Here is an 18,400-nt window from a genome sequence, read left to right as displayed (position 1 = left end):
CGACAGGACTTAGGGTTTCCCCATGAGCGACCCCACGAGCGACCCCGTGAGCGAACCCTTCGGCACTCTGGCCGACGGCACCGAGGTGCACCGCTGGACGCTGGAGCGGGCCGGGGTGCGGGTACGCGTGCTGTCCTACGGCGGGATCGTGCAGTCGGTGGAGGTCCCGGACCGGGACGGGCGCACCGCGGACGTCGTGCTGGGCTTCTCCGGCCTGGACGGCTATCTGGCCCACCCCGAGCCGTTCCTCGGCGCGCTGATCGGGCGGTACGCCAACCGGATCGCCGGGGGCCGCTTCCCGCTGGACGGGCGGACGTACGCGCTGGAGCAGAACGAGGGCGGCAACTCGCTGCACGGCGGTGACGGCGGCTTCGACAAGCGGATGTGGGAGGCGGCGCCGGTCGAGCACGGCGTGCGGCTCAGCCGGGTCAGTCCGCAGGGCGAGGAGGGCTTCCCGGGCCGTCTGGAGGTCTCGGTGACGTACACCCTGGACGAGGCGGGCGCCCTGCACATCGCCTACACGGCGGTCACGGACGCGCCGACCGTCGTCAACCTCACCAGCCACTCGTACTGGAACCTCGGCGGCTTCGGCGACGCGGGCAGGCACGAACTGCGGCTCGCCGCCTCCCGGTACACGCCGGTGGACGCGGATCTGATCCCGACCGGTGCCCTCGACGAGGTGGCGGGCACCCGTTTCGACTTCCGGCAGACGCGGAAGGTGGGCTCCGGCTACGACCACAACCTGGTCCTCGACAAGGGCGTCACGGACGAGCCGGTGGAGGTCGCCGAGCTGCACGATCCGGCGTCCGGCCGGGTCCTGACGGTGGCGACGACCGAGCCGGGCCTCCAGCTCTACACCGGGGACCATCTCCCCGCGCCCTTCGCCCCGGGCGACGGGATCGCCCTGGAGACCCAGCACTTCCCGGACTCCCCCAACCGCCCCGGCTTCCCGAGCACCCAGCTCGGGCCCGGCGAGGTCTTCCGCTCGCGCACGGTGTACGGCTTCTCGGCGCGCTGAGCGCGCCGGCCCAGCCCCGGCCCAGGGGTCAGGTCCCGGACCGGGGCTGCCGGTGGGCGGACTCGGCCCGGACCCGACGTTAACCGCCGGGGGGGAGAAGCCGGCCGGTCATCGGGCCCTGTGCCGCGATCTCGTACGAACCCTTCACAAACGAGGGCGGCTTCGCCGGGCTGTGCCCGGCCCCCGCGTCAGGCGGGTGCCGCCGACTGCGACGACGGCGTCGTCCGCGGTACCGGGGTGACCGCGTCTCCGGTCTCCTCGTCCAGCAGCTCACGGGCGAGCAGGGTGGCGCCCGCGACCGCGCCCGGCATCAGGAACACCGCCACGAACGGCACCAGGAAGGCCAGGCCGAGCGGGGCGCCGAAGCCCCAGACCAGCAGCTTGCGTGAGCGCAGGAGGGCCAGACGGTCGCCGAGCCCGACGCCCCGGCGCTGGAGGGCGACGGCGGTGAGCTCCTCGGTCAGGAAGAAGCCGGTGACGAAGAAGCCGAGCACCGGCACGACCGTCTGCCCGACGAACGGCAGGAAGCCCAGCGCGAAGAGCAGTACGCCCCACAGCGCGGCCCGCACGACGATGCGCAGGCTGTCGCGGGCCGAGATCCACAGGTCGCGCCAGAGCGGCAGGCCGGACTCGGGCGCCGTGCCGTCGGGCGACACGTCCCGGTCCACCTGCTCGGACAGGCTCTCGTAGAAGGGCTGGCCGACCAGGAGGGTGACCGCGGTGAAGGTGACCACGGCGAGGAGCAGCCCCAGGGCGAACAGCACGGCGGTGAGCAGGCCGCGGAAGAGACCGGTCCAGGGACCCGGCCAGTCGTCGGCGAAGGGGGTGGCCCAGGTGACGGCGTCGCCGCCCCACAGCGCGAGCGCGGTGAGCGCCGCCGCGTACAGCACCAGCGTGAGCAGGCCCGGGAGCAGTCCGAAGCGGTACGACTGCCCGTGCCGGGCCATCCAGCGCTGGCCTTTGAGGAGATGGGCGAAACCGGCCCCGAGGTCACGCATGGAAAAACTGTATGCGGGGCCCCCGCCCGCCCGTCCTCCGGGTACGCGCCCGCGGATGACCCGGGGGATCCACGGCACCGACACCGGCGGCTGCGAACCGGTGCGGGAGGAGTTCACCGCAGTCGTGGCGGGTCAGCGGCCGGACCACGAGGGGCAGTTGTGCGCGTACGTCCTCGGGCGGAGGATGACCGACCTGCGCAGGCCCCACCCGCGGTGGGGGCGCGCCGGTGTCGAGGGAGCGAACGCGCGAAGGCACGAAGCGCGTATCACGATCGGGCCCTCGACACCGACTGGAAGCGCCCGCAGGCGACCGAGCCGTCGGCTCAGCCCAGCGTCACCGTGATGTTCCCCCGGGTCGCCTTCGAGTACGGGCACACCTGGTGAGCCTTCTCCACCAGGCTCCTGGCCGTCGCGGCGTCGACGTTCGGGATGTCGGCCGAGATCTCCACGATGATCCCGAACCCGTCCTCGTTCTTGCCGATGCCGACCTTCGCGGTGACGGTGGAGCCGGAGATGTCGGCGCCCTCCTGGCGGGCGACGACGCCGAGGGCGCCCTGGAAGCAGGCGCTGTAGCCGGCGGCGAACAGCTGCTCCGGGTTGGTGCCGGCGCCGCTGCCGCCCATCTCCTTGGGCGGGTTGACGACGACGTCGAGCTTGCCGTCGTCGGTGGCGACCCGGCCGTCGCGGCCGTTCTCGGCGGTGGCGACGGCGGTGTACAGGACGTCAGAACGTCGGATTGCAGGGCTGGGCATGGGGTGCGTTCCTTCCTTCGTCCGCCGCGACTCGCGCCCACGGTCGCACCTGGCGGTTTCGGGTTCCGGAAAGAAGTTACCGCATACCGAAACTTCAGGGAACGGCCGCCGGGTGGCTCACAGCTTGACGATCATCTTTCCGGTGTTGTCGCCGCGCAGCACGCCGAGGAACGCCTCCAGCGTGTTCTCGATGCCTTCGACGAAGGTCTCGCGGTACTTCAGCTCGCCCGAGCGCACCCAGGCGCCGACCTCCCGCACGAACTCGGGCTGGAGGTCGTAGTGGTCGCCGACGAGGAAGCCCTCGATGCGGCCACGGGTCTGGATCAGGCGGGCGAGGTTCCTCGGGCCCGGGGCGGGCTCGGTGTTGTTGTAGACCGAGATCATTCCGCAGATCGCGATGCGGCCGCCCAGCTTGAGGGAGCCGATGGCGGCCTCCAGGTGCTCGCCGCCGACGTTGTCGAAGTAGACGTCGATGCCGTCCGGGGCGGCGGCCCTCAACTGCTCGGCGACCGGGCCGCTCTTGTAGTTGAAGGCGGCGTCGAAGCCGTACTCCTCGGTCAGCAGCCGGACCTTCTCGTCGGAGCCGGCGGAACCGATCACCCGCGAGGCGCCCTTGAGCCTGGCGATCTGCCCGACCTGGCCGCCGACCGCGCCGGCCGCGCCGGAGACGAAGACGGCGTCGCCCTCCTTGAAGGAGGCGGTGCGCAGCAGACCGGCGTAGGCGGTCAGCCCGGTCATGCCCAGCACGCCGAGGTACGCCGGCAGGGGCGCGGCCGCGGGATCGACCTTGACCGCGCTGCGGGCGTTCACGGCGGCGTACTCGCGCCAGCCGCCGAAGTGCAGGACGTGGTCGCCGACCGCGATCCCCTCGGCCTCGGAGGCGACGACCTCGCCGACGGCGCCGCCCTGCATGGGCCTGCCCAGTTCGTACGGCTCGGCGTACGACTTGGCCGCACTCATCCGGCCCCGCATATAAGGGTCGACGGAGAGGTACTCGTTGCGTACGAGGACCTGCCCCTCGCCCGACTGCGGGATCTCGGTCTCGACCAGGTCGAAATCCTCGGGCTTCGGCCAGCCGACCGGACGGCTGAGCAGGTGCCATTCTCGGTTGATCACGACAGCGCCTTTCGGTTACCTCAGTTACTTCAGTTACTGAAACAACCATGCGCCTAAATATTTCATGAAGTCAAGTAAGCCGGTACGCTGGACGCATGGCCGCTGCACCGAACACCCGCCGACCCGACGCGCTGACCCTGGAGGTCGTCGAACTGATCGGCGACGTCGTGGCCCGGTTCTACGAGGACTACGAGGAAGCCGCCGGGGAGCACGCGCTGACCGGGGCGCAGGCGCGGCTGCTGAGCCTGCTGTCGCTGGAACCGCTGCCGATGCGGAAGCTGGCGCAGAAGCTGAAGTGCGAGCCGTCGAACGTCACCGGGATCGTGGACCGGCTGGAGACGCGGGGACTGGTGGAGCGGCAGCAGGATCCGGGCGACCGGCGGGTGAAGCTGGCGGCGGCGACCGAGGACGGACGACGGGTGGCCCGGGAGCTGAGGGAAGGGCTGCGCTTCGCGCGGGAGCCGCTGGCGGGCCTCTCCGAGGAGGAGCGGACGGCGCTGCGGGACCTGCTGCGGCGGATGGTGGACCAGGGGGAACCCGGCTGACCGCGGCCGCCGCCACGGCGACGTGGGGCCCGGCGCCGACAGCGCGGCCCGCGGGCCCGTGGACCGCTCCCTACGTGCACCACCACAGGAAGCGGTCGCACGTGCGCGTCGGCGTGGGGGTCGGATCCGGCTGAGGGGCTGGTGGGGCGGGGTCCGTCGCCGGCGGGTCCGCGGGCCGGGGCGCCTCCGAGGTCGCCGGGTCCGGCGCGCCCGGCCCGTCCGAGCCCCCGCCCGTGCCGTTCTGCGCCGTCGCCTCCGCCGACTCCCGGGGGCTGCTCGCGTCGCTCGCGTCCGGTTCCGGTTTCCCGCCCTTCGCGGAGGCCGAGGGCGAGGCCGACCTGGAGGCGTCCGGTGACGCCGTGCCCGTACCGGTCCCCGGAGCGCCGTCAGCCGGCGCGGTCGTCCCGCCGGTACCGGTCGGGGACGCGTCGCCCTCCTCCGCGTCGTCACCGACCGCCGCCGGTTCGGGGTGGGAGAAGCCGGGCAGGCCCGGTGCGTCGACGCCGAGTTCGGCCAGGCTCAGGCCACTGCCCGCCAGTACGAAGCCGACGGCCATCAGCAGGACCCGGCGGCGGCGCCGGCGGTGGGCCGCGGCCTTGCGGTCCCGCCGGCTCGCGCCCCGGCGCCCCTCGGCCTCCGCGCTCTCCGTGCCCTCGGCGTCCTTCGCGTCTCCCGCGCCTCCCGCGTCCCCTGCGTCCTCGGCGTCCGTCCGGGCCGCCTCGACGGCTCCGCCCCGGCCGCGGCCGCGCGGGCGGCGCCGCCCGGCCCGCCCCTCCGGCTCGGCAGGACCGCCGTCGAGGCCGTCCCCGTCGCGGCTGTCGTCCCCGTCGCGCCCGCCGTACCCGTCGTGGCTGTCACGCCCATCCAGCCCCTCTTCGGGGTGGAACTCACCGCTCTCCTGCGGGACTTGAACGTTCGCCGCCTCCGCGCCCACCCCCGGATCCCCCGCGTACGCGGGAGGGGTCTCCACTGGGGTGCCGCACCCCGGACAGGCGAGGGCGCCGTTGAGGTGCCGTCGGCACGGGTGGCAGTAGTTCATGACGCGGGAAGAGTAAGTTCCGGATGGGCACGGTTCCTAGGCACCCCTGTGAAGGTTCTGTGCGGGATCGAAAGAGTTGTCGAAAGTCTCGCCGAAACCGTTATCTGTCGGACCCATTGACACCCTCACCACCCTCTCCCTACTGTCACGCCAGCATTTCGAACGTCTGACGAAATTTCGAACAGCGACATCGATGTCGAGCAGCCGAGAGGCGGGCACCGTGCGCATCACCGGAATCAGCACCCATGTGGTCGGGACGCCGTGGCGCAACCTGACCTACGTCCAGGTGCACACCGACGAGGGCATCACGGGGGTCGGCGAGACCCGGATGCTGGGCCACACCGACGCGCTCATCGGCTACTTGAGGGAGGCCGAGGCCAACCACATCCTCGGCTCCGACCCGTTCGCCGCCGAGGACCTCGTCCGCCGGATGAAGTACGGCGACTTCGGCCGTGCGGGTGAGATCGTGATGTCCGGCATCGCGGTGGTGGAGATGGCCTGCTGGGACATCAAGGGCAAGGCGCTCGGCGTCCCCGTGTGGCAACTGCTCGGCGGCAAGGTCACCGACCGGGTCAAGGCGTACGCCAACGGCTGGTACACCACCGAGCGCACCCCGGAGGCGTACCACAAGGCCGCGCGGGAGGTCATGGAGCGCGGTTACCGGGCGCTCAAGATCGATCCCTTCGGCACCGGGCACTTCGAACTCGACCACGAGGGAACCCTGTACGCCGTCTCGCTCATCGAGGCCGTACGGGACGCCATCGGCCCGGACGCCGAGTTGATGCTGGAGATGCACGGCCGCTTCTCCCCCGCCACCGCCGTCCGGCTGGCCGGGGAGATGGCGCCCTTCGCCCCGGCCTGGCTGGAGGAACCGGTCCCGCCGGAGAACCTGAAGGCGCTGCGGAAGGTCGCCACCAAGGTGGACGTACCGATCGCCACCGGAGAGCGCATCCACGACCGGATCGAGTTCCGCGAGCTCTTCGACGACCAGTCCGCCGACATCATCCAGCCGGACGTCGGCCACATCGGCGGCATCTGGGAGACCCGGAAGCTGGCCGCGACCGCCGAGACGCACTACATGCTGGTCGCCCCGCACAACGTGGGAGGGTCCGTGCTCACCGCGGCCTCGCTCCACGTCGGCTTCACCACACCGAACTTCAAGGTCCTGGAGCACTTCAACGACTTCGCGGACGCGGAGATCAAGAAGGTGGTCAGGGGCGCGCCGCGGGTGGACCCGGAGGACGGCTGCTTCCATCTCTCCGACGCGCCCGGTCTCGGCGTCGAGCTGGACGTCGACGCGGCGGCCGAATTCCCCCAGCAGCAGGCCCGGTTCGACCTGTGGGCCGAGGGCTGGGAGCAGCGCAGGCCGAAGGGGACGAAGTGAGCGCCGAGGTCGTCGTCGAGGCCCCGGGCGCGCACCGGATCGCCGGGCACACGCCGCGCGACCCGGGTCCGGGTGAGGCGCTGGTCGCCGTGCACGCCGTGGGGATCTGTGGCAGCGACCGCGAGGTGTACCAGGGCAACCGGCCCGAGGGGTACGTCCGTTACCCGCTGACGCCGGGCCACGAGTGGTCCGGGACGGTCCGGCGGGTGGGCGCCGGGGTGCCCGGCGGTCTCGTGGGCCGCAAGGTGGTCGGCGAGGGTTTCCGCAACTGCCAGGTGTGCGACCGCTGCCACGCGGGCGAGACGACCCTGTGCACCGCGGGCTACGAGGAGACCGGCTTCACCCGGCCCGGCGCGATGGCCGCCACGCTGACGCTGCCGGCCAGGCTGCTGCACGTGCTGCCCGAGGACGCCGACCTGACCGCCGCCGCCCTGCTGGAGCCGGCCGCCTGTGTCGCGGCCGCCGCGCTGAAGGCCGATGCCCGGCCGGGCGAGCGGGTCGCCGTGGTCGGCACCGGCACGCTCGGGATGTTCGCCGTGCAGTTCCTCAAGGCCCTCTCCCCGGCCGAACTGCTGGTCGTCGGCACCCGCGACGACCGCGAGGCCCTGGCCCGGCGGTTCGGCGCCAGCGGCTTCTGCACCAAGGACCGGCGGCTGCCCGGCGGCTTCGACGTGGTGATCGAGACCGCCGGGTCCGCTGACGCGGCACGGACCGCCGCCGCGCTGCTCAGACGCGGTGGGCGGCTGGTCCTGACGGGCATCCCGGCACCGGGCGCCGAGGGACTGGACCCGACCGACCTCGTCGTACGGCAGCTGGAGGTGCACACCGTCTTCGGAGCGCCGCCGCACGCCTGGGCGCACACGGTGCGGGTGTTCGCGGCCGGGCTGCTCGATCCGCTCCCGCTCGTCACCCACGAACTCCCGCTCGCCGAGTTCTCGCACGCCATCGATCTGGTGGGGGCGGGCGATCCGAAGGTGGGCAAGGTACTGCTCCGCCCGTGAACACGCGCCGCTCACGGCGTGACCCGACGACGCCGTGAGCGGCGCACCGGGGCCCGGATCGCCGGCAGCGGTACCCCGGGCCCGGTTCACCGCCGGTCCCCGTGTACGTCCCACCGCACCCGGAGTCGCGAACCTTGTCCGAGATACCGAACACGAAGGACTGCCTGTGACCGACGCTTCCGCAACGGCCGCCCGCAGGCCCGGTGAGCAGGCGCTCACCGCGCTCGGCCTGGGCGCCCGCGCCCTCGACCCCGCCGACGCCTCGCCCCACGCCTTCCCGGGCGGCGGCCGCTGGCGCACCGAGATCCCCTCGTGCGAGGGCCCGGAGGCGCTGGCGGTGGTCCTCGACGAGGCCGCACGGCTCGATGTGCCGATCCACCGGATCAGCCAGGGCAGCGGCGTGTGGATGCTGACCGACGCCGAGATCACCGAGATGGCCGGGGCGAGTGCCGCACGCGGCATCGAGCTGTGCCTGTTCACCGGCCCCCGCGGCACCTGGGACACCGGCGGCTCGGTGCGCTCCGACTCGCGCGGGGCGGGACTGCGCGCCCGCGGCCACGACGCGGTCGCCGGGTGCGTCGAGGACGCCGTACGGGCCACGGAGTTGGGCGTGCGCTGCCTGCTGGTCGCGGACGAGGGGGTGCTGTGGACACTGCACCGGGCGCGTACGACGGGGCTGATCCCGGCCGACACCACCCTGAAGGTGTCCGCGTTGATCGGCCCGGTGAACCCGGCGTCATACGCCGTCTTCGAGCGGCTGGGCGCCGACTCCGTCAATGTGCCCAGTGATCTGATGCTCGATCACCTCACCGAGATACGGCGGGTGTCGGGCGCCCCCATGGACATGTACATCGAGGCACCCGACGACCTCGGCGGCTATGTGCGGATGTACGAGGTCGCCGAGCTGATCCGGCGCGGCGCACCGCTCTATCTGAAGTTCGGCCTGTCCAAGGCGCCCGGCATCTACCCGTACGGACACCATCTGCGCGAGCTCACCCTGGCCACCGCCCGGGAACGGGTGCGGCGCGGCCGGCTCGCCCTGGACCTGCTCGCCCGACACGGCGCCGCCGGTGACATGGCGCCGCTCGGCTCCCGGCTGCCGGGCCCGCTCCACCGCTTCCCCACCGGCGCCTGACAGGCGCCGGGAGCACCTCCCCACACCCCACCCCGACCAGACGGACAAGGACTGATCACCATGCGCAACCGCAGAGCCGCCCTCGCCGCCACGGCCGCAGCCGCGTCCCTCGCCCTGACCCTGTCCGCCTGCGGGCAGAACAGCGAGGGCGGCAGCAAGGAGAAGGCGGGCAGCACCAAGGACGCCACCATCGGCATCGCGATGCCGACGAAGTCCTCCGAGCGGTGGATCTCCGACGGCGACAACGTCGTCAAGGACCTCCAGACCAAGGGCTACCGGACCAAGCTGGTCTTCGGCGAGGACAACCCCGACACCCAGGTCTCGCAGATCGAGAACCTGATCACCCAGGGCGTCAAGGGCCTGATCGTCGCCGCCATCGACAACAAGTCGCTGAACAACGTGCTCCAGGAGGCGGCCGACGCCGGCATCCCGGTCATCGCCTACGACCGGCTGATCCTCGGCACGGAACACGTCGACTACTACGCCTCGTTCGACAACGAGAAGGTCGGCCGGCTCCAGGCCGGCTACATCGTCGACAAGCTCGGCCTGAAGGACGGCAAGGGCCCGTTCAACATCGAGCTGTTCGCCGGCTCCAACGACGACAACAACACCAAGTACTTCTTCAACGGCGCGATGAGCGTCCTGCAGCCGTACCTGGACAGCAAGAAGCTGGTGGTGAGGTCCGGCCAGACGCAGCTCACCAAGGTCACCACCCTGCGCTGGGACGGCGCGACCGCGCAGCGGCGCATGGACGACATCCTCACCTCCTCCTACAAGAGCGGCCGGGTCGACGCGGTGCTCTCGCCCTACGACGGCATATCCATCGGCATCCTCTCCGCGCTGAAGTCGGACGGCTACGGCTCGGGGAGCAAGCCGCTGCCCGTCGTCACCGGTCAGGACGCCGAGCTGGCCTCGGTGAAGTCGATCATCGCGGGCGAGCAGACGCAGACCGTCTACAAGGACACCCGCAAGCTCGCCGAGGTCGCCTCGGCCATGGTCGACGACGCTCTGAAGGACAAGAAGCCGCAGGTCAACGACACCAAGACCTACGACAACGGCGCGAAGGTGGTCCCCGCCTACCTGCTGCAACCGGTGAGCGTCGACCAGAGCAACTACGAGGAGGTCCTGGTCAAGGGCGGCTACTACACGGACGCCGAGCTGAACAAGTAGCCCGGGAAGCGACCGCCGCATCCACCGACCCCAACCGACTGGAAGGCACGACCATGGCGGGACCCGTCCTGGAAATGCGCTCGATCGGCAAGACCTTTCCCGGTGTCAAGGCGCTGTCGGACGTCAGGCTGACGGTTCGCCGGGGCGAGGTGCACGCCATCTGCGGGGAGAACGGCGCCGGCAAGTCCACCCTGATGAAGGTGCTCTCCGGCGTCCATCCGCACGGAAGTTACGAGGGCGAGATCCTCTTCGAGCAGGAGGTCTGCCGCTTCAAGGACATCCGGGCCAGCGAGCGGCGCGGCATCGTCATCATCCACCAGGAACTGGCGCTGGTGCCGTACCTGTCCATCGCGGAGAACATCTTCCTCGGCAACGAACACGCCACCCGCGGGTTCATCAACTGGAACGACACCCTCCGGCACGCCACCGAACTGCTGCGCCGCGTCGGCCTCGACGAGCACCCCGAGACCCGGGTCGCCGACATCGGCGTCGGCAAGCAGCAGCTCGTGGAGATCGCCAAGGCGCTGTCGAAGTCGGTGAAGCTGCTCATCCTGGACGAGCCGACGGCCGCCCTGAACGACGAGGACAGCGGCAAACTCCTGCGTCTGATCCTGGAATTGAAGAAGCAGGGCATCACCTCGATCGTCATCTCCCACAAGCTGAACGAGATCCGCCGGGTCGCCGACTCGGTGACGATCCTGCGCGACGGCCGCACCATCGAGACCCTGGACGTGAAGGCGGCCGGCACCACCGAGGAACGGATCATCGCCGGCATGGTCGGCCGCGACCTCGACCACCGCTTCCCCGAACGCACCCCGCACCAGCCCGAGGAGGGCGCGGCCCCGGCGCTGGAGATCCGGGGCTGGACGGTGTTCCACCCGATCGACCGGCAGCGCCGGGTCGTCGACGACGTGTCGGTCCGGGTGCGGCGCGGGGAGATCGTCGGCATCGCGGGCCTGATGGGCGCCGGCCGCACCGAACTGGCGATGAGCGTCTTCGGCCGCGCCTACGGCCGGTACGCGGCCGGCACGGTCCTCAAGGACGGCCGGGAGATCAACACCAGGACCGTCGCGGAGGCGGTCGGGCACGGCATCGCCTACGTCACCGAGGACCGCAAGCACTACGGCCTGAACCTCATCGACACCGTCCACCGGAACATCTCGCTGACCGCGCTGCGCAAGGTGGCCCGGCGGGGCGTGGTGGACGAGCACGAGGAGCGGCAGGTCGCCGAGAGCTTCCGCACGTCCATGAACATCAAGGCGCCGACCGTCTTCGAGCCGGTGGGCAGGCTGTCCGGCGGCAACCAGCAGAAGGTCGTCCTCAGCAAGTGGATCTTCGCCGGTCCGGACGTGCTGATCCTGGACGAGCCCACGCGCGGCATCGACGTGGGCGCCAAGTACGAGATCTACACGGTCATCGACCGGTTGGCCGCCCAGGGCAAGGCGGTCGTCTTCATCTCCTCCGAACTGCCGGAGCTGCTCGGCATGTGCGACCGCATCTACACGATGGCCGCGGGGCGGCTGACCGGTGAGGTGCCGCGGGCCGAGGCCACCCAGGAAGTGCTGATGCGCCACATGACGAAGAACACGAAGGACGAAGAGGTGACGCGATGAGCACGGACGTGACCGCGCAGACCCCGGCCCCCGCGCCACCGGAGCGCGGCGCGGCGGCCGCCGGACGCGGCCTGCTCCGGCTGGTGCTGAACGGCCTGCGCCGCAACATGCGGCAGTACGGCATGCTGATCGCGCTCGGCCTGATCGTCGTCCTGTTCGAGATCTGGACCGGAGGGGACCTGCTGCTGCCGCGCAACGTCTCCAACCTGGTGCTCCAGAACAGCTACATCCTGATCCTGGCCATCGGGATGATGCTGGTGATCATCGCGGGCCACATCGACCTGTCGGTCGGCTCGCTGACCGCCTTCGTCGGCGCGGTGGCGGCGGCGCTGACGGTCAGTCACCAGGTGCCGTGGCCGGTCGCGGTGGGCCTGTGTCTGCTGGTGGGAGCGGCCGCGGGCTCGCTGCAGGGGTTCATGATCGCCTATCTGGGCATACCGTCGTTCATCGTCACCCTCGCCGGGATGCTGCTCTTCCGCGGTCTGACGGAGATCCTGCTCAAGGGCCAGACCCTCGGCCCGTTCCCGGGCGGGCTCCAGAAGATGGGCAACGGCTTCCTGCCCGAGGTCGGCCCGAACACCAACTACCACAACCTCACCCTGCTCCTCGGCCTCGTCCTGATCGCCTCCGTGGTGTGGCAGGAGGTGCGGGACCGGCGCCGGCAGCAGGAGTTCTCCCTCGACGTCCCGCCCGCTCGGCTGTTCGCGCTCAAGCTCGTCGCCCTCGTCGCCGCGGTCCTGGTCGTCACGCTGCTGCTCGCCAGCTACAAGGGCGCGCCGATCGTGCTGATCGTCCTCGGCGTGCTGGTCGTCGGCTACGGCTACGTGATGCGCAACGCCGTCTTCGGCCGCCACATCTACGCCATCGGCGGCAACCTGCCGGCCGCGAAGCTGTCCGGCGTCAAGGACAGGCGGGTCACCTTCCAGGTGTTCCTGAACATGGGCGTGCTCGCGGCCCTGGCGGGTCTGGTGGTGGCGGCCCGCCTGAACGCGGCCTCTCCGAAGGCGGGCGTGAACTACGAACTGGAGGCGATCGCCTCGTCGTTCATCGGCGGCGCCTCCATGAGCGGCGGTGTCGGCACCGTGCTCGGCGCGATCATCGGCGGCCTCGTCCTCGGCGTGCTGAACAACGGCATGAACCTCCTCAGCGTCGGCACCGACTGGCAGCAGGTCATCAAGGGCCTGGCGCTGCTGGCGGCGGTCGGGTTCGACGTGTGGAACAAGCGCAGGTCCGGCTCGTGAACCGGCCCTCGACGCACCCGCGCGGGGTCGCGGTTACCCGGGAATCACACTTCCCACACATGAGTTGAACAACGCCGCCCCCGTCTCCGTATCCATGGGTGGCCCGTGCTCCCCCGCGCGGGCCACCCCAGGACGACGGGCCCGGTCGTCCCCGCCGGGCCCGCCACACACGGAGGTTCCATGGCCGACAACGTCACCTCGCTGTTCCGCAGCACCGCGGCGCACAGCCCGTCGATGGCGGCGCTGACGCGGGAGGGCGGCGACGGGGCCGGGCCGGTGGACTTCTGCATTCCGTGCAACCCCTACTTCCCCACGCCCGCCATGTTCCAGGACATGGCGGCACGGCTGCGCGAGATCGTCACGTACTACCCGTCCAGCGCCGACACGATCACCGCCGAGCTGTGCAGCCTGCTCCAACTGCCGCCCCAGTGCGTGGCGATGGGCAACGGCTCCACCGAGCTGATCACCTGGATCGACCACCTGCTGGTGCGTGAGTCCCTGGCCGTCCCCGTCCCCACCTTCGGCCGCTGGACCGACCAGCCCATGGAGACCGGCAAGCGGGTCGACATGTTCCCGCTCCAGGAGTCCAACGGCTTCGCCCTGGACCCGGCGCAGTACGTCGAGTTCATCCGGGCGCGGGGGACCAGGGTCGCCGTGGTCTGCAACCCCAACAACCCCGACGGCGGCTTCGTGCCCAAGCACGCGTTGGTGCAGTTCATGGACGCCCTGGCCGATCTGGACCTGGTGGTGATCGACGAGTCGTTCCTGGAGTTCGCCGACGCCGAGGCCGAGCCGAGCGTGGTGCAGGAGGCGATGCTGCGCCCGAACGTGGTCGTGCTGCGCAGCCTGGGCAAGAACTTCGGCCTGCACGGCATCCGCTTCGGGTACCTGGTCGCCAATCCTGCGCTGGCGGGCAAGGTCCGTTCGATGCTGCCGAAGTGGAACCTCAACTCCTTCGCCGAGCACGTGGTGTTCATGCTCAAGGAGCACGGCGCGGAGTACCGGCAGAGCCTTCAGCAGGTGCGCCGCGACCGGCTGGAGATGGCCGCCCACCTCTCGGCGCTGCCCGGCCTGACGGTCTACCCGTCCCAGGGCAACTTCCTCTTCGTCCGCCTTCCCGTGGGCGCCGAGGGCACCGTGGTCCGGGACCGGCTGCTCACCGAGCACCGGATCCTGGTCCGCGAGTGCGGCAACAAGATCGGCTCCTCCAGCCGCTTCCTGCGGCTTGTGGTGCGCCCCGAGGTGGACGTTCGTCGTCTCGTCTCCGCCTTGGAACAGGTGCTCTACGGGAGCGGGAGGGGAGCGGCCGTACCCGAGCCGGGTCATGGGACCAACTACAGCTCGGGTACGGCCGCGGTGGACCGGCTGGTGAGCGAGACCAACGGGGGCGGGCTGCGTATGCCGGCCGCCGTTCCCGGGACAGCCGCCGCCCCGGGGATACCCGCCCCGGCCGCCGGCACCGCGATGCCGCTCCCGCTCACGGCGTCGGCGGCCCCCGCCCCGCAGCAGGTCACCCCCGGCACCCCCCTGCCGGCGGCCACCGCCCAGCCGCCGGCCCCCGCACCGGCCCCGATACACCCCCTGGCACCGGCGGCACAACAGGTCCCGGCTCCCGCCCCCGCCGCCGCTCCCGCCCCGGCACCGGTACCGGCGCCCGCTCCCGGGCCGACCCCGCCGGGCGTCCCCGCCCGCGGCGGCCTCACCGCCGCCCAGGTGCGCGGCATGACCGCCCCGCCCCCCGGCGCCCCCGGCCTGACCCCGGCCCCGGCGACCGGCTGGCCCAGCCCCCAGAACTGGCCGAACGCGGCAGGCATGGGACAGGCGGGCTAGGGCCTCTCGTCTGGATCATGCCGGGCTCGCGGGCCCTGGCACCGTTCCCCCAAGCTCTTCGAGCAGGGGGTACCCCCAGCCGCGTTGTCGTCGGTCGGCAGGGCTCCGCCCTGCCGCCCTCCTCCGCCGTGCGATCCACGGCACCGGACCCCGCTCCCTGATCCGACCTGATCCAAACGAAAGACCCTGGGCGACGAGGCCAAGGGCGCCTCTCCACGGGCCTCCGGCGCCGTTCGTACGCCGTCGTGCGATCGCGGCGAGTTCCGTGTGCGTGCGGGGCGCGGGGCGGCTTCCGTGCAGAATGGCGGCACCCGCGCCCCGTAAGATCGCCCCGGAGGCACACCCTTGGCGCTCAGCAGACGTTCATTCAGCGCCCTCGCCGGCGCCGCCGCGCTCGGACTGGCCCTGGGCGGCAGCGGCGGACCGGGGGCGCCGTCGGCCTACGCCGCCCGCTCCGTGCCCACCGGCCCGCCGCCGCCCCCGCCGAGCGCCGACGGACGGCGCCACAGCGTCGGCTTCGACCGCTACTCGCTGCTGGTCGACGGCCGGCGGCTGGTGCTGTGGTCGGGCGAGATGCATCCCTTCCGGCTGCCGAGCCCCGCCCTGTGGCGGGACGTGCTCCAGAAGATGCGCGCGTACGGCTACAACGCCGTCAGCGTCTACGTGGCCTGGAACTACCACTCCCCCGCCCCGGGGAAGTACGACTTCACCGGGGTGCGGGATCTGGACCTGTTCCTGCGCATGGCCGCCGAGACCGGCCTCTACGTCATCCTGCGCCCCGGCCCCTACATCAACGCCGAGGTCGACGGCGGCGGCTTCCCCGGCTGGCTGACCGCCACCGAGGGCACCGCGCGGACCGCCGATCCCACGTACCTGACACACGTCGACGAGTGGCTGGGGCACGTCGACGCCATCGCCACCCGGCACCTGTTCACCCGGGGCACCGGCACGGTCCTGCTCTACCAGATCGAGAACGAGTACGACGCCCACGTGGACGAGCCGACCGGGCGCGCCTACATGGCCCACCTGTACAAGAAGGTGCGCGCCGACGGCATCGACGTCCCCCTCTTCCACAACGACAAGGGCAGGAACGGCCACTGGATCCCCGGCTCGTTCGACACCGGCGGTGAGAAGCGGGGGTGGCTGTACGGGTTCGACGGGTACCCGTCGCCGTCCCAGACCCCGCCCGACTGGGGGTACTTCGGAAGCGGTGGTAGGCCCGGCGGGGCGAGCGCCAGTCCGCGCACGCCCGGGTTCATGCCGGAGTCCGGCGGCGGCTGGTTCGATCCGTGGGGCGGTGCCTGGTCGAAGGGCAAGGGGTACGCGGAGTCGCGGCGCACCCGGGACGCGGCGTACGAGCGGCGCTTCTATCTGACCCACCTCGCCAACGGCATCACCGTCCACAACGTGTACATGGCCTTCGGCGGCACCTCCTGGGGCTGGCTGCCGGCGCCGGTCGTCTACACGTCGTACGACTACGGGGCGGCCCTCGACGAGGGGCGCCGGCCCACCGACAAGCTGGTGCCGATGCACCAGATCGGGCACATGCTCCAGCGCATCCCGGACTTCGCCAGGCTGGACCGCGCGGCCGATGTGAAGGTACGCGGACTGAGGACGTACCACCTGAAGAACCCGGACACCGGCACCCACGTCTACGTCCTGCGCAACGACGGCGACCAGGAGGTCTCCTCGACGCTGCGCGCGGCCGGCGCCGACCTGCCGGTGACCGTGCCGGCCCGGGACGCCCGGATGATGGTCACCGGGCTGTCGCTGGGGCGGCGCACGGTGCGGTACTCGACCGCGCAGCCGATGCTGTTCCTCACCGCGGGACAGCAGGACGTCGCCGTGTTCTGCGGGCGGCAGGGCGAGCTGGCCCGCGTGGTGCTGGAGGCCGACGAGGAGCCGCTGGTCACCCGGATGAGCCAGGAGGCCGCGTACGCCTACGACCGCGGCCTGCTGCGCCTGACCGTCCCGCTCGGCGCCGGCGGGCTGATCGGGGTCCGGGTGGAGGGCGACGGGAACGACCGCCCGCTGCTGCTGCTCTTCGCCGACGAGGCGACCTCGATGCGTCTGTGGCCGTACGACACCCCGTCGGGTTCCCTGCTGGTCCACGGCCCCGCGCTGCTGCGCACCGCCACCGTGCGCGGCTCCACGGTGCACCTCACCGGCGACACCGTCGGGGAGACCGGGCTGGAGATGTGGGGGCCGCGCGGAATCGACGGTATGACGTGGAACGGCCGCGCGATGCCGGTGTCGGCCACCGGCTCGGGGAGCGTGCGGGCCGGTGCGCCACTGCCGGGCGTGCCCGAGGTGACGCTGCCCGCGCTCGGCGGCTGGCGGGCGCGCACCGAGAACCCCGAGTCCGGTCCGGGCTTCGACGACTCGGCGTGGAAGCCCGCCGACCGGACGTCCTCGCACAGCACGACCCCCGTGCCGAAGGGGCAGCCGGTGCTGTTCGCCGACGACTACGGCTTCCACTACGGGGACGTCTGGTACCGCGGCACGTTCACGGACTCCACGAGCGTCGAATCGGTCTCCCTGGCCTACAGCACCGGCACGCAGGGACTGCTGATGGCCTGGCTGGACGGCGAGCCGCTGGGCACCCACCGGATGCCGGTGCCCGACAACAGCACCATCCGGCGGGGAAGTTGGACGGACACGGCGGTCTTCCCGGTGCGCGGCCCGCAGCGCGGACCCGGCCGGCACGTGCTGTCGGTCCTGGTGCGGCGGATGCAGCACGACCAGGACGGCGCGGCGCGCGACACCCACAAGGCGGCGCGCGGTCTGACGGCGGTCACCTTCACCGGGGCCGCGCCGAAGGTGCGGTGGCGGATCCAGGGCGAGGCCGCGCCCGACCCGGTGCGCGGGCCGCTGAACAACGGCGGGCTGTACGGGGAGCGGGAGGGCTGGCACCTGCCGGGCTTCCCGGACCGCGACTGGGAGCCGGTCACGTTCCCGCGCGCGGCGCGGCGGCAGGGCGTGACCTGGTACCGGACCACGTTCCGGCTGGCCGTGGAGCAGGGCGTCGACGCCTCGATCGGGCTCACCCTGGACGACGACCGGTACCGCTCCTACCGTGCGCAGATCTTCCTCAACGGCTGGAACATGGGCCAGTACATCAACGATGTCGGTCCGCAGCACACGTTCGTCCTGCCGAACGGGATCCTGCGCACCCGGGGCACCAACACCCTGGCCCTGGCGGTGCTGTCGGAGTTCACCACGCTGTCGGGCCCGGGGCGGGTCCGGCTGACACTGCTGGGCGCGGCGGCCGGCGGGGTGCCGGTGACACCGCTGCCGTCGCCGGGGCGGTGACCCAGCAAGCGCTCAACGAGCCGAAGGACAGCGGTCGTTCCCGGTCGTACAACGGTCACCGGATCGCATGGCGCGGGCAACTCCCGCCGCGTAGGCTCGGACGGCCCTCCCATGACGGAGGGCCGGAAGGGGTGTGGCGATGGACTCAGCGGGCGGGTCGGTCCGCCTCGCCCCGGACCCCGCCGTACCGGCCGGGCGGTGCTCCGTCTCCGTCCGGATCCCGGCCGCCGTGCTCACCGCCTCCCT

14 protein-coding genes are annotated in these 18,400 nt (G+C 71.7%); 10 read left to right on the top strand and 4 right to left on the bottom strand.

All coding sequences use genetic code 11. The features are described 5' to 3' along the window. Positions 1 to 46 precede the first annotated feature (46 nt). Complete coding sequence (locus tag ACIQMV_RS14300) at positions 47 to 1,018, top strand: aldose epimerase family protein (protein WP_402592919.1); 972 nt, start codon at positions 47 to 49, stop codon at positions 1,016 to 1,018. 188 nt (positions 1,019 to 1,206) lie between these two features. Here the strand turns inward: ACIQMV_RS14300 and ACIQMV_RS14295 are convergent, their stop codons facing one another. The 3 genes from ACIQMV_RS14295 to ACIQMV_RS14285 form a co-directional block, all read right to left on the bottom strand. Next, positions 1,207 to 2,016 (bottom strand): EI24 domain-containing protein, encoded by an 810-nt coding sequence (locus ACIQMV_RS14295; protein ID WP_401771235.1) that lies wholly within the window; start codon positions 2,014 to 2,016, stop codon positions 1,207 to 1,209. A 323-nt stretch (positions 2,017 to 2,339) separates the two neighbouring features. Beyond that, a complete protein-coding gene (locus tag ACIQMV_RS14290; RefSeq protein ID WP_388472229.1) occupies positions 2,340 to 2,768 on the bottom strand; it encodes an organic hydroperoxide resistance protein in 429 nt (142 codons plus the stop codon). Positions 2,769 to 2,885: 117 nt separating this feature from the next. Then, positions 2,886 to 3,884, bottom strand: coding sequence for an NADP-dependent oxidoreductase (locus tag ACIQMV_RS14285; protein ID WP_402592856.1), 999 nt, complete (start codon positions 3,882 to 3,884; stop codon positions 2,886 to 2,888). Positions 3,885 to 3,979: 95 nt separating this feature from the next. Between ACIQMV_RS14285 and ACIQMV_RS14280 the strand changes: the two genes are divergently transcribed. Next, entirely contained in the window at positions 3,980 to 4,429 is a 450-nt protein-coding gene (locus ACIQMV_RS14280; RefSeq protein ID WP_402592855.1) for a MarR family winged helix-turn-helix transcriptional regulator, read from the top strand. A gap of 70 nt (positions 4,430 to 4,499) precedes the next feature. Here the strand turns inward: ACIQMV_RS14280 and ACIQMV_RS14275 are convergent, their stop codons facing one another. Beyond that, positions 4,500 to 5,468 (bottom strand): hypothetical protein, encoded by a 969-nt coding sequence (locus ACIQMV_RS14275; protein WP_402592854.1) that lies wholly within the window; start codon positions 5,466 to 5,468, stop codon positions 4,500 to 4,502. Positions 5,469 to 5,688: 220 nt separating this feature from the next. Between ACIQMV_RS14275 and ACIQMV_RS14270 the strand changes: the two genes are divergently transcribed. From ACIQMV_RS14270 to ACIQMV_RS14235, 8 genes are all read left to right on the top strand, one after another. Next, the gene (locus tag ACIQMV_RS14270) at positions 5,689 to 6,852 is read left to right on the top strand and encodes a mandelate racemase/muconate lactonizing enzyme family protein (RefSeq protein ID WP_402592918.1); all 1,164 of its coding nucleotides are present in this window, start codon (positions 5,689 to 5,691) and stop codon (positions 6,850 to 6,852) included. Then, a complete protein-coding gene (locus tag ACIQMV_RS14265; protein ID WP_402592853.1) occupies positions 6,849 to 7,853 on the top strand; it encodes a zinc-binding dehydrogenase in 1,005 nt (334 codons plus the stop codon). Before ACIQMV_RS14270 ends, ACIQMV_RS14265 begins: the two co-directional genes overlap by 4 nt. A 166-nt stretch (positions 7,854 to 8,019) precedes the next feature. Then, the gene (locus tag ACIQMV_RS14260; protein WP_402592852.1) at positions 8,020 to 8,988 is read left to right on the top strand and encodes a hypothetical protein; all 969 of its coding nucleotides are present in this window, start codon (positions 8,020 to 8,022) and stop codon (positions 8,986 to 8,988) included. A gap of 60 nt (positions 8,989 to 9,048) precedes the next feature. After that, positions 9,049 to 10,158, top strand: a complete 1,110-nt coding sequence (gene chvE / locus ACIQMV_RS14255; protein ID WP_402592851.1) for a multiple monosaccharide ABC transporter substrate-binding protein — start codon at positions 9,049 to 9,051, stop codon at positions 10,156 to 10,158. 53 nt (positions 10,159 to 10,211) lie between these two features. Then, the gene (gene mmsA, locus ACIQMV_RS14250; protein ID WP_402592850.1) at positions 10,212 to 11,771 is read left to right on the top strand and encodes a multiple monosaccharide ABC transporter ATP-binding protein; all 1,560 of its coding nucleotides are present in this window, start codon (positions 10,212 to 10,214) and stop codon (positions 11,769 to 11,771) included. After that, positions 11,768 to 13,012 (top strand): multiple monosaccharide ABC transporter permease, encoded by a 1,245-nt coding sequence (gene mmsB / locus ACIQMV_RS14245; protein WP_141361195.1) that lies wholly within the window; start codon positions 11,768 to 11,770, stop codon positions 13,010 to 13,012. The genes mmsA and mmsB overlap by 4 nt, the downstream gene beginning before the upstream one ends. A gap of 180 nt (positions 13,013 to 13,192) precedes the next feature. Beyond that, a complete protein-coding gene (locus tag ACIQMV_RS14240) occupies positions 13,193 to 14,842 on the top strand; it encodes a pyridoxal phosphate-dependent aminotransferase (RefSeq protein WP_402592849.1) in 1,650 nt (549 codons plus the stop codon). A gap of 345 nt (positions 14,843 to 15,187) precedes the next feature. After that, positions 15,188 to 18,154, top strand: a complete 2,967-nt coding sequence (locus ACIQMV_RS14235; protein WP_402592848.1) for a beta-galactosidase — start codon at positions 15,188 to 15,190, stop codon at positions 18,152 to 18,154. Positions 18,155 to 18,400 lie beyond the last annotated feature (246 nt).

The organism is Streptomyces sp. NPDC091412 (assembly GCF_044756885.1).
Classification (GTDB): Bacteria; Actinomycetota; Actinomycetes; order Streptomycetales; family Streptomycetaceae; genus Streptomyces.
This window is presented reverse-complemented; position numbering and strand designations above follow the sequence as displayed.

Coding starts and splice junctions, on each gene's coding strand:
- mmsA (WP_402592850.1), top strand. CDS start 10,212: ATGGCGGGACCCGTCCTGGAAATGCGCTCGATCGGCAAGACCTTTCCC.
- chvE (WP_402592851.1), top strand. CDS start 9,049: ATGCGCAACCGCAGAGCCGCCCTCGCCGCCACGGCCGCAGCCGCGTCC.
- ACIQMV_RS14290 (WP_388472229.1), bottom strand. CDS start 2,768: ATGCCCAGCCCTGCAATCCGACGTTCTGACGTCCTGTACACCGCCGTC.
- ACIQMV_RS14295 (WP_401771235.1), bottom strand. CDS start 2,016: ATGCGTGACCTCGGGGCCGGTTTCGCCCATCTCCTCAAAGGCCAGCGC.
- ACIQMV_RS14280 (WP_402592855.1), top strand. CDS start 3,980: ATGGCCGCTGCACCGAACACCCGCCGACCCGACGCGCTGACCCTGGAG.
- ACIQMV_RS14240 (WP_402592849.1), top strand. CDS start 13,193: ATGGCCGACAACGTCACCTCGCTGTTCCGCAGCACCGCGGCGCACAGC.
- ACIQMV_RS14275 (WP_402592854.1), bottom strand. CDS start 5,468: ATGAACTACTGCCACCCGTGCCGACGGCACCTCAACGGCGCCCTCGCC.
- mmsB (WP_141361195.1), top strand. CDS start 11,768: ATGAGCACGGACGTGACCGCGCAGACCCCGGCCCCCGCGCCACCGGAG.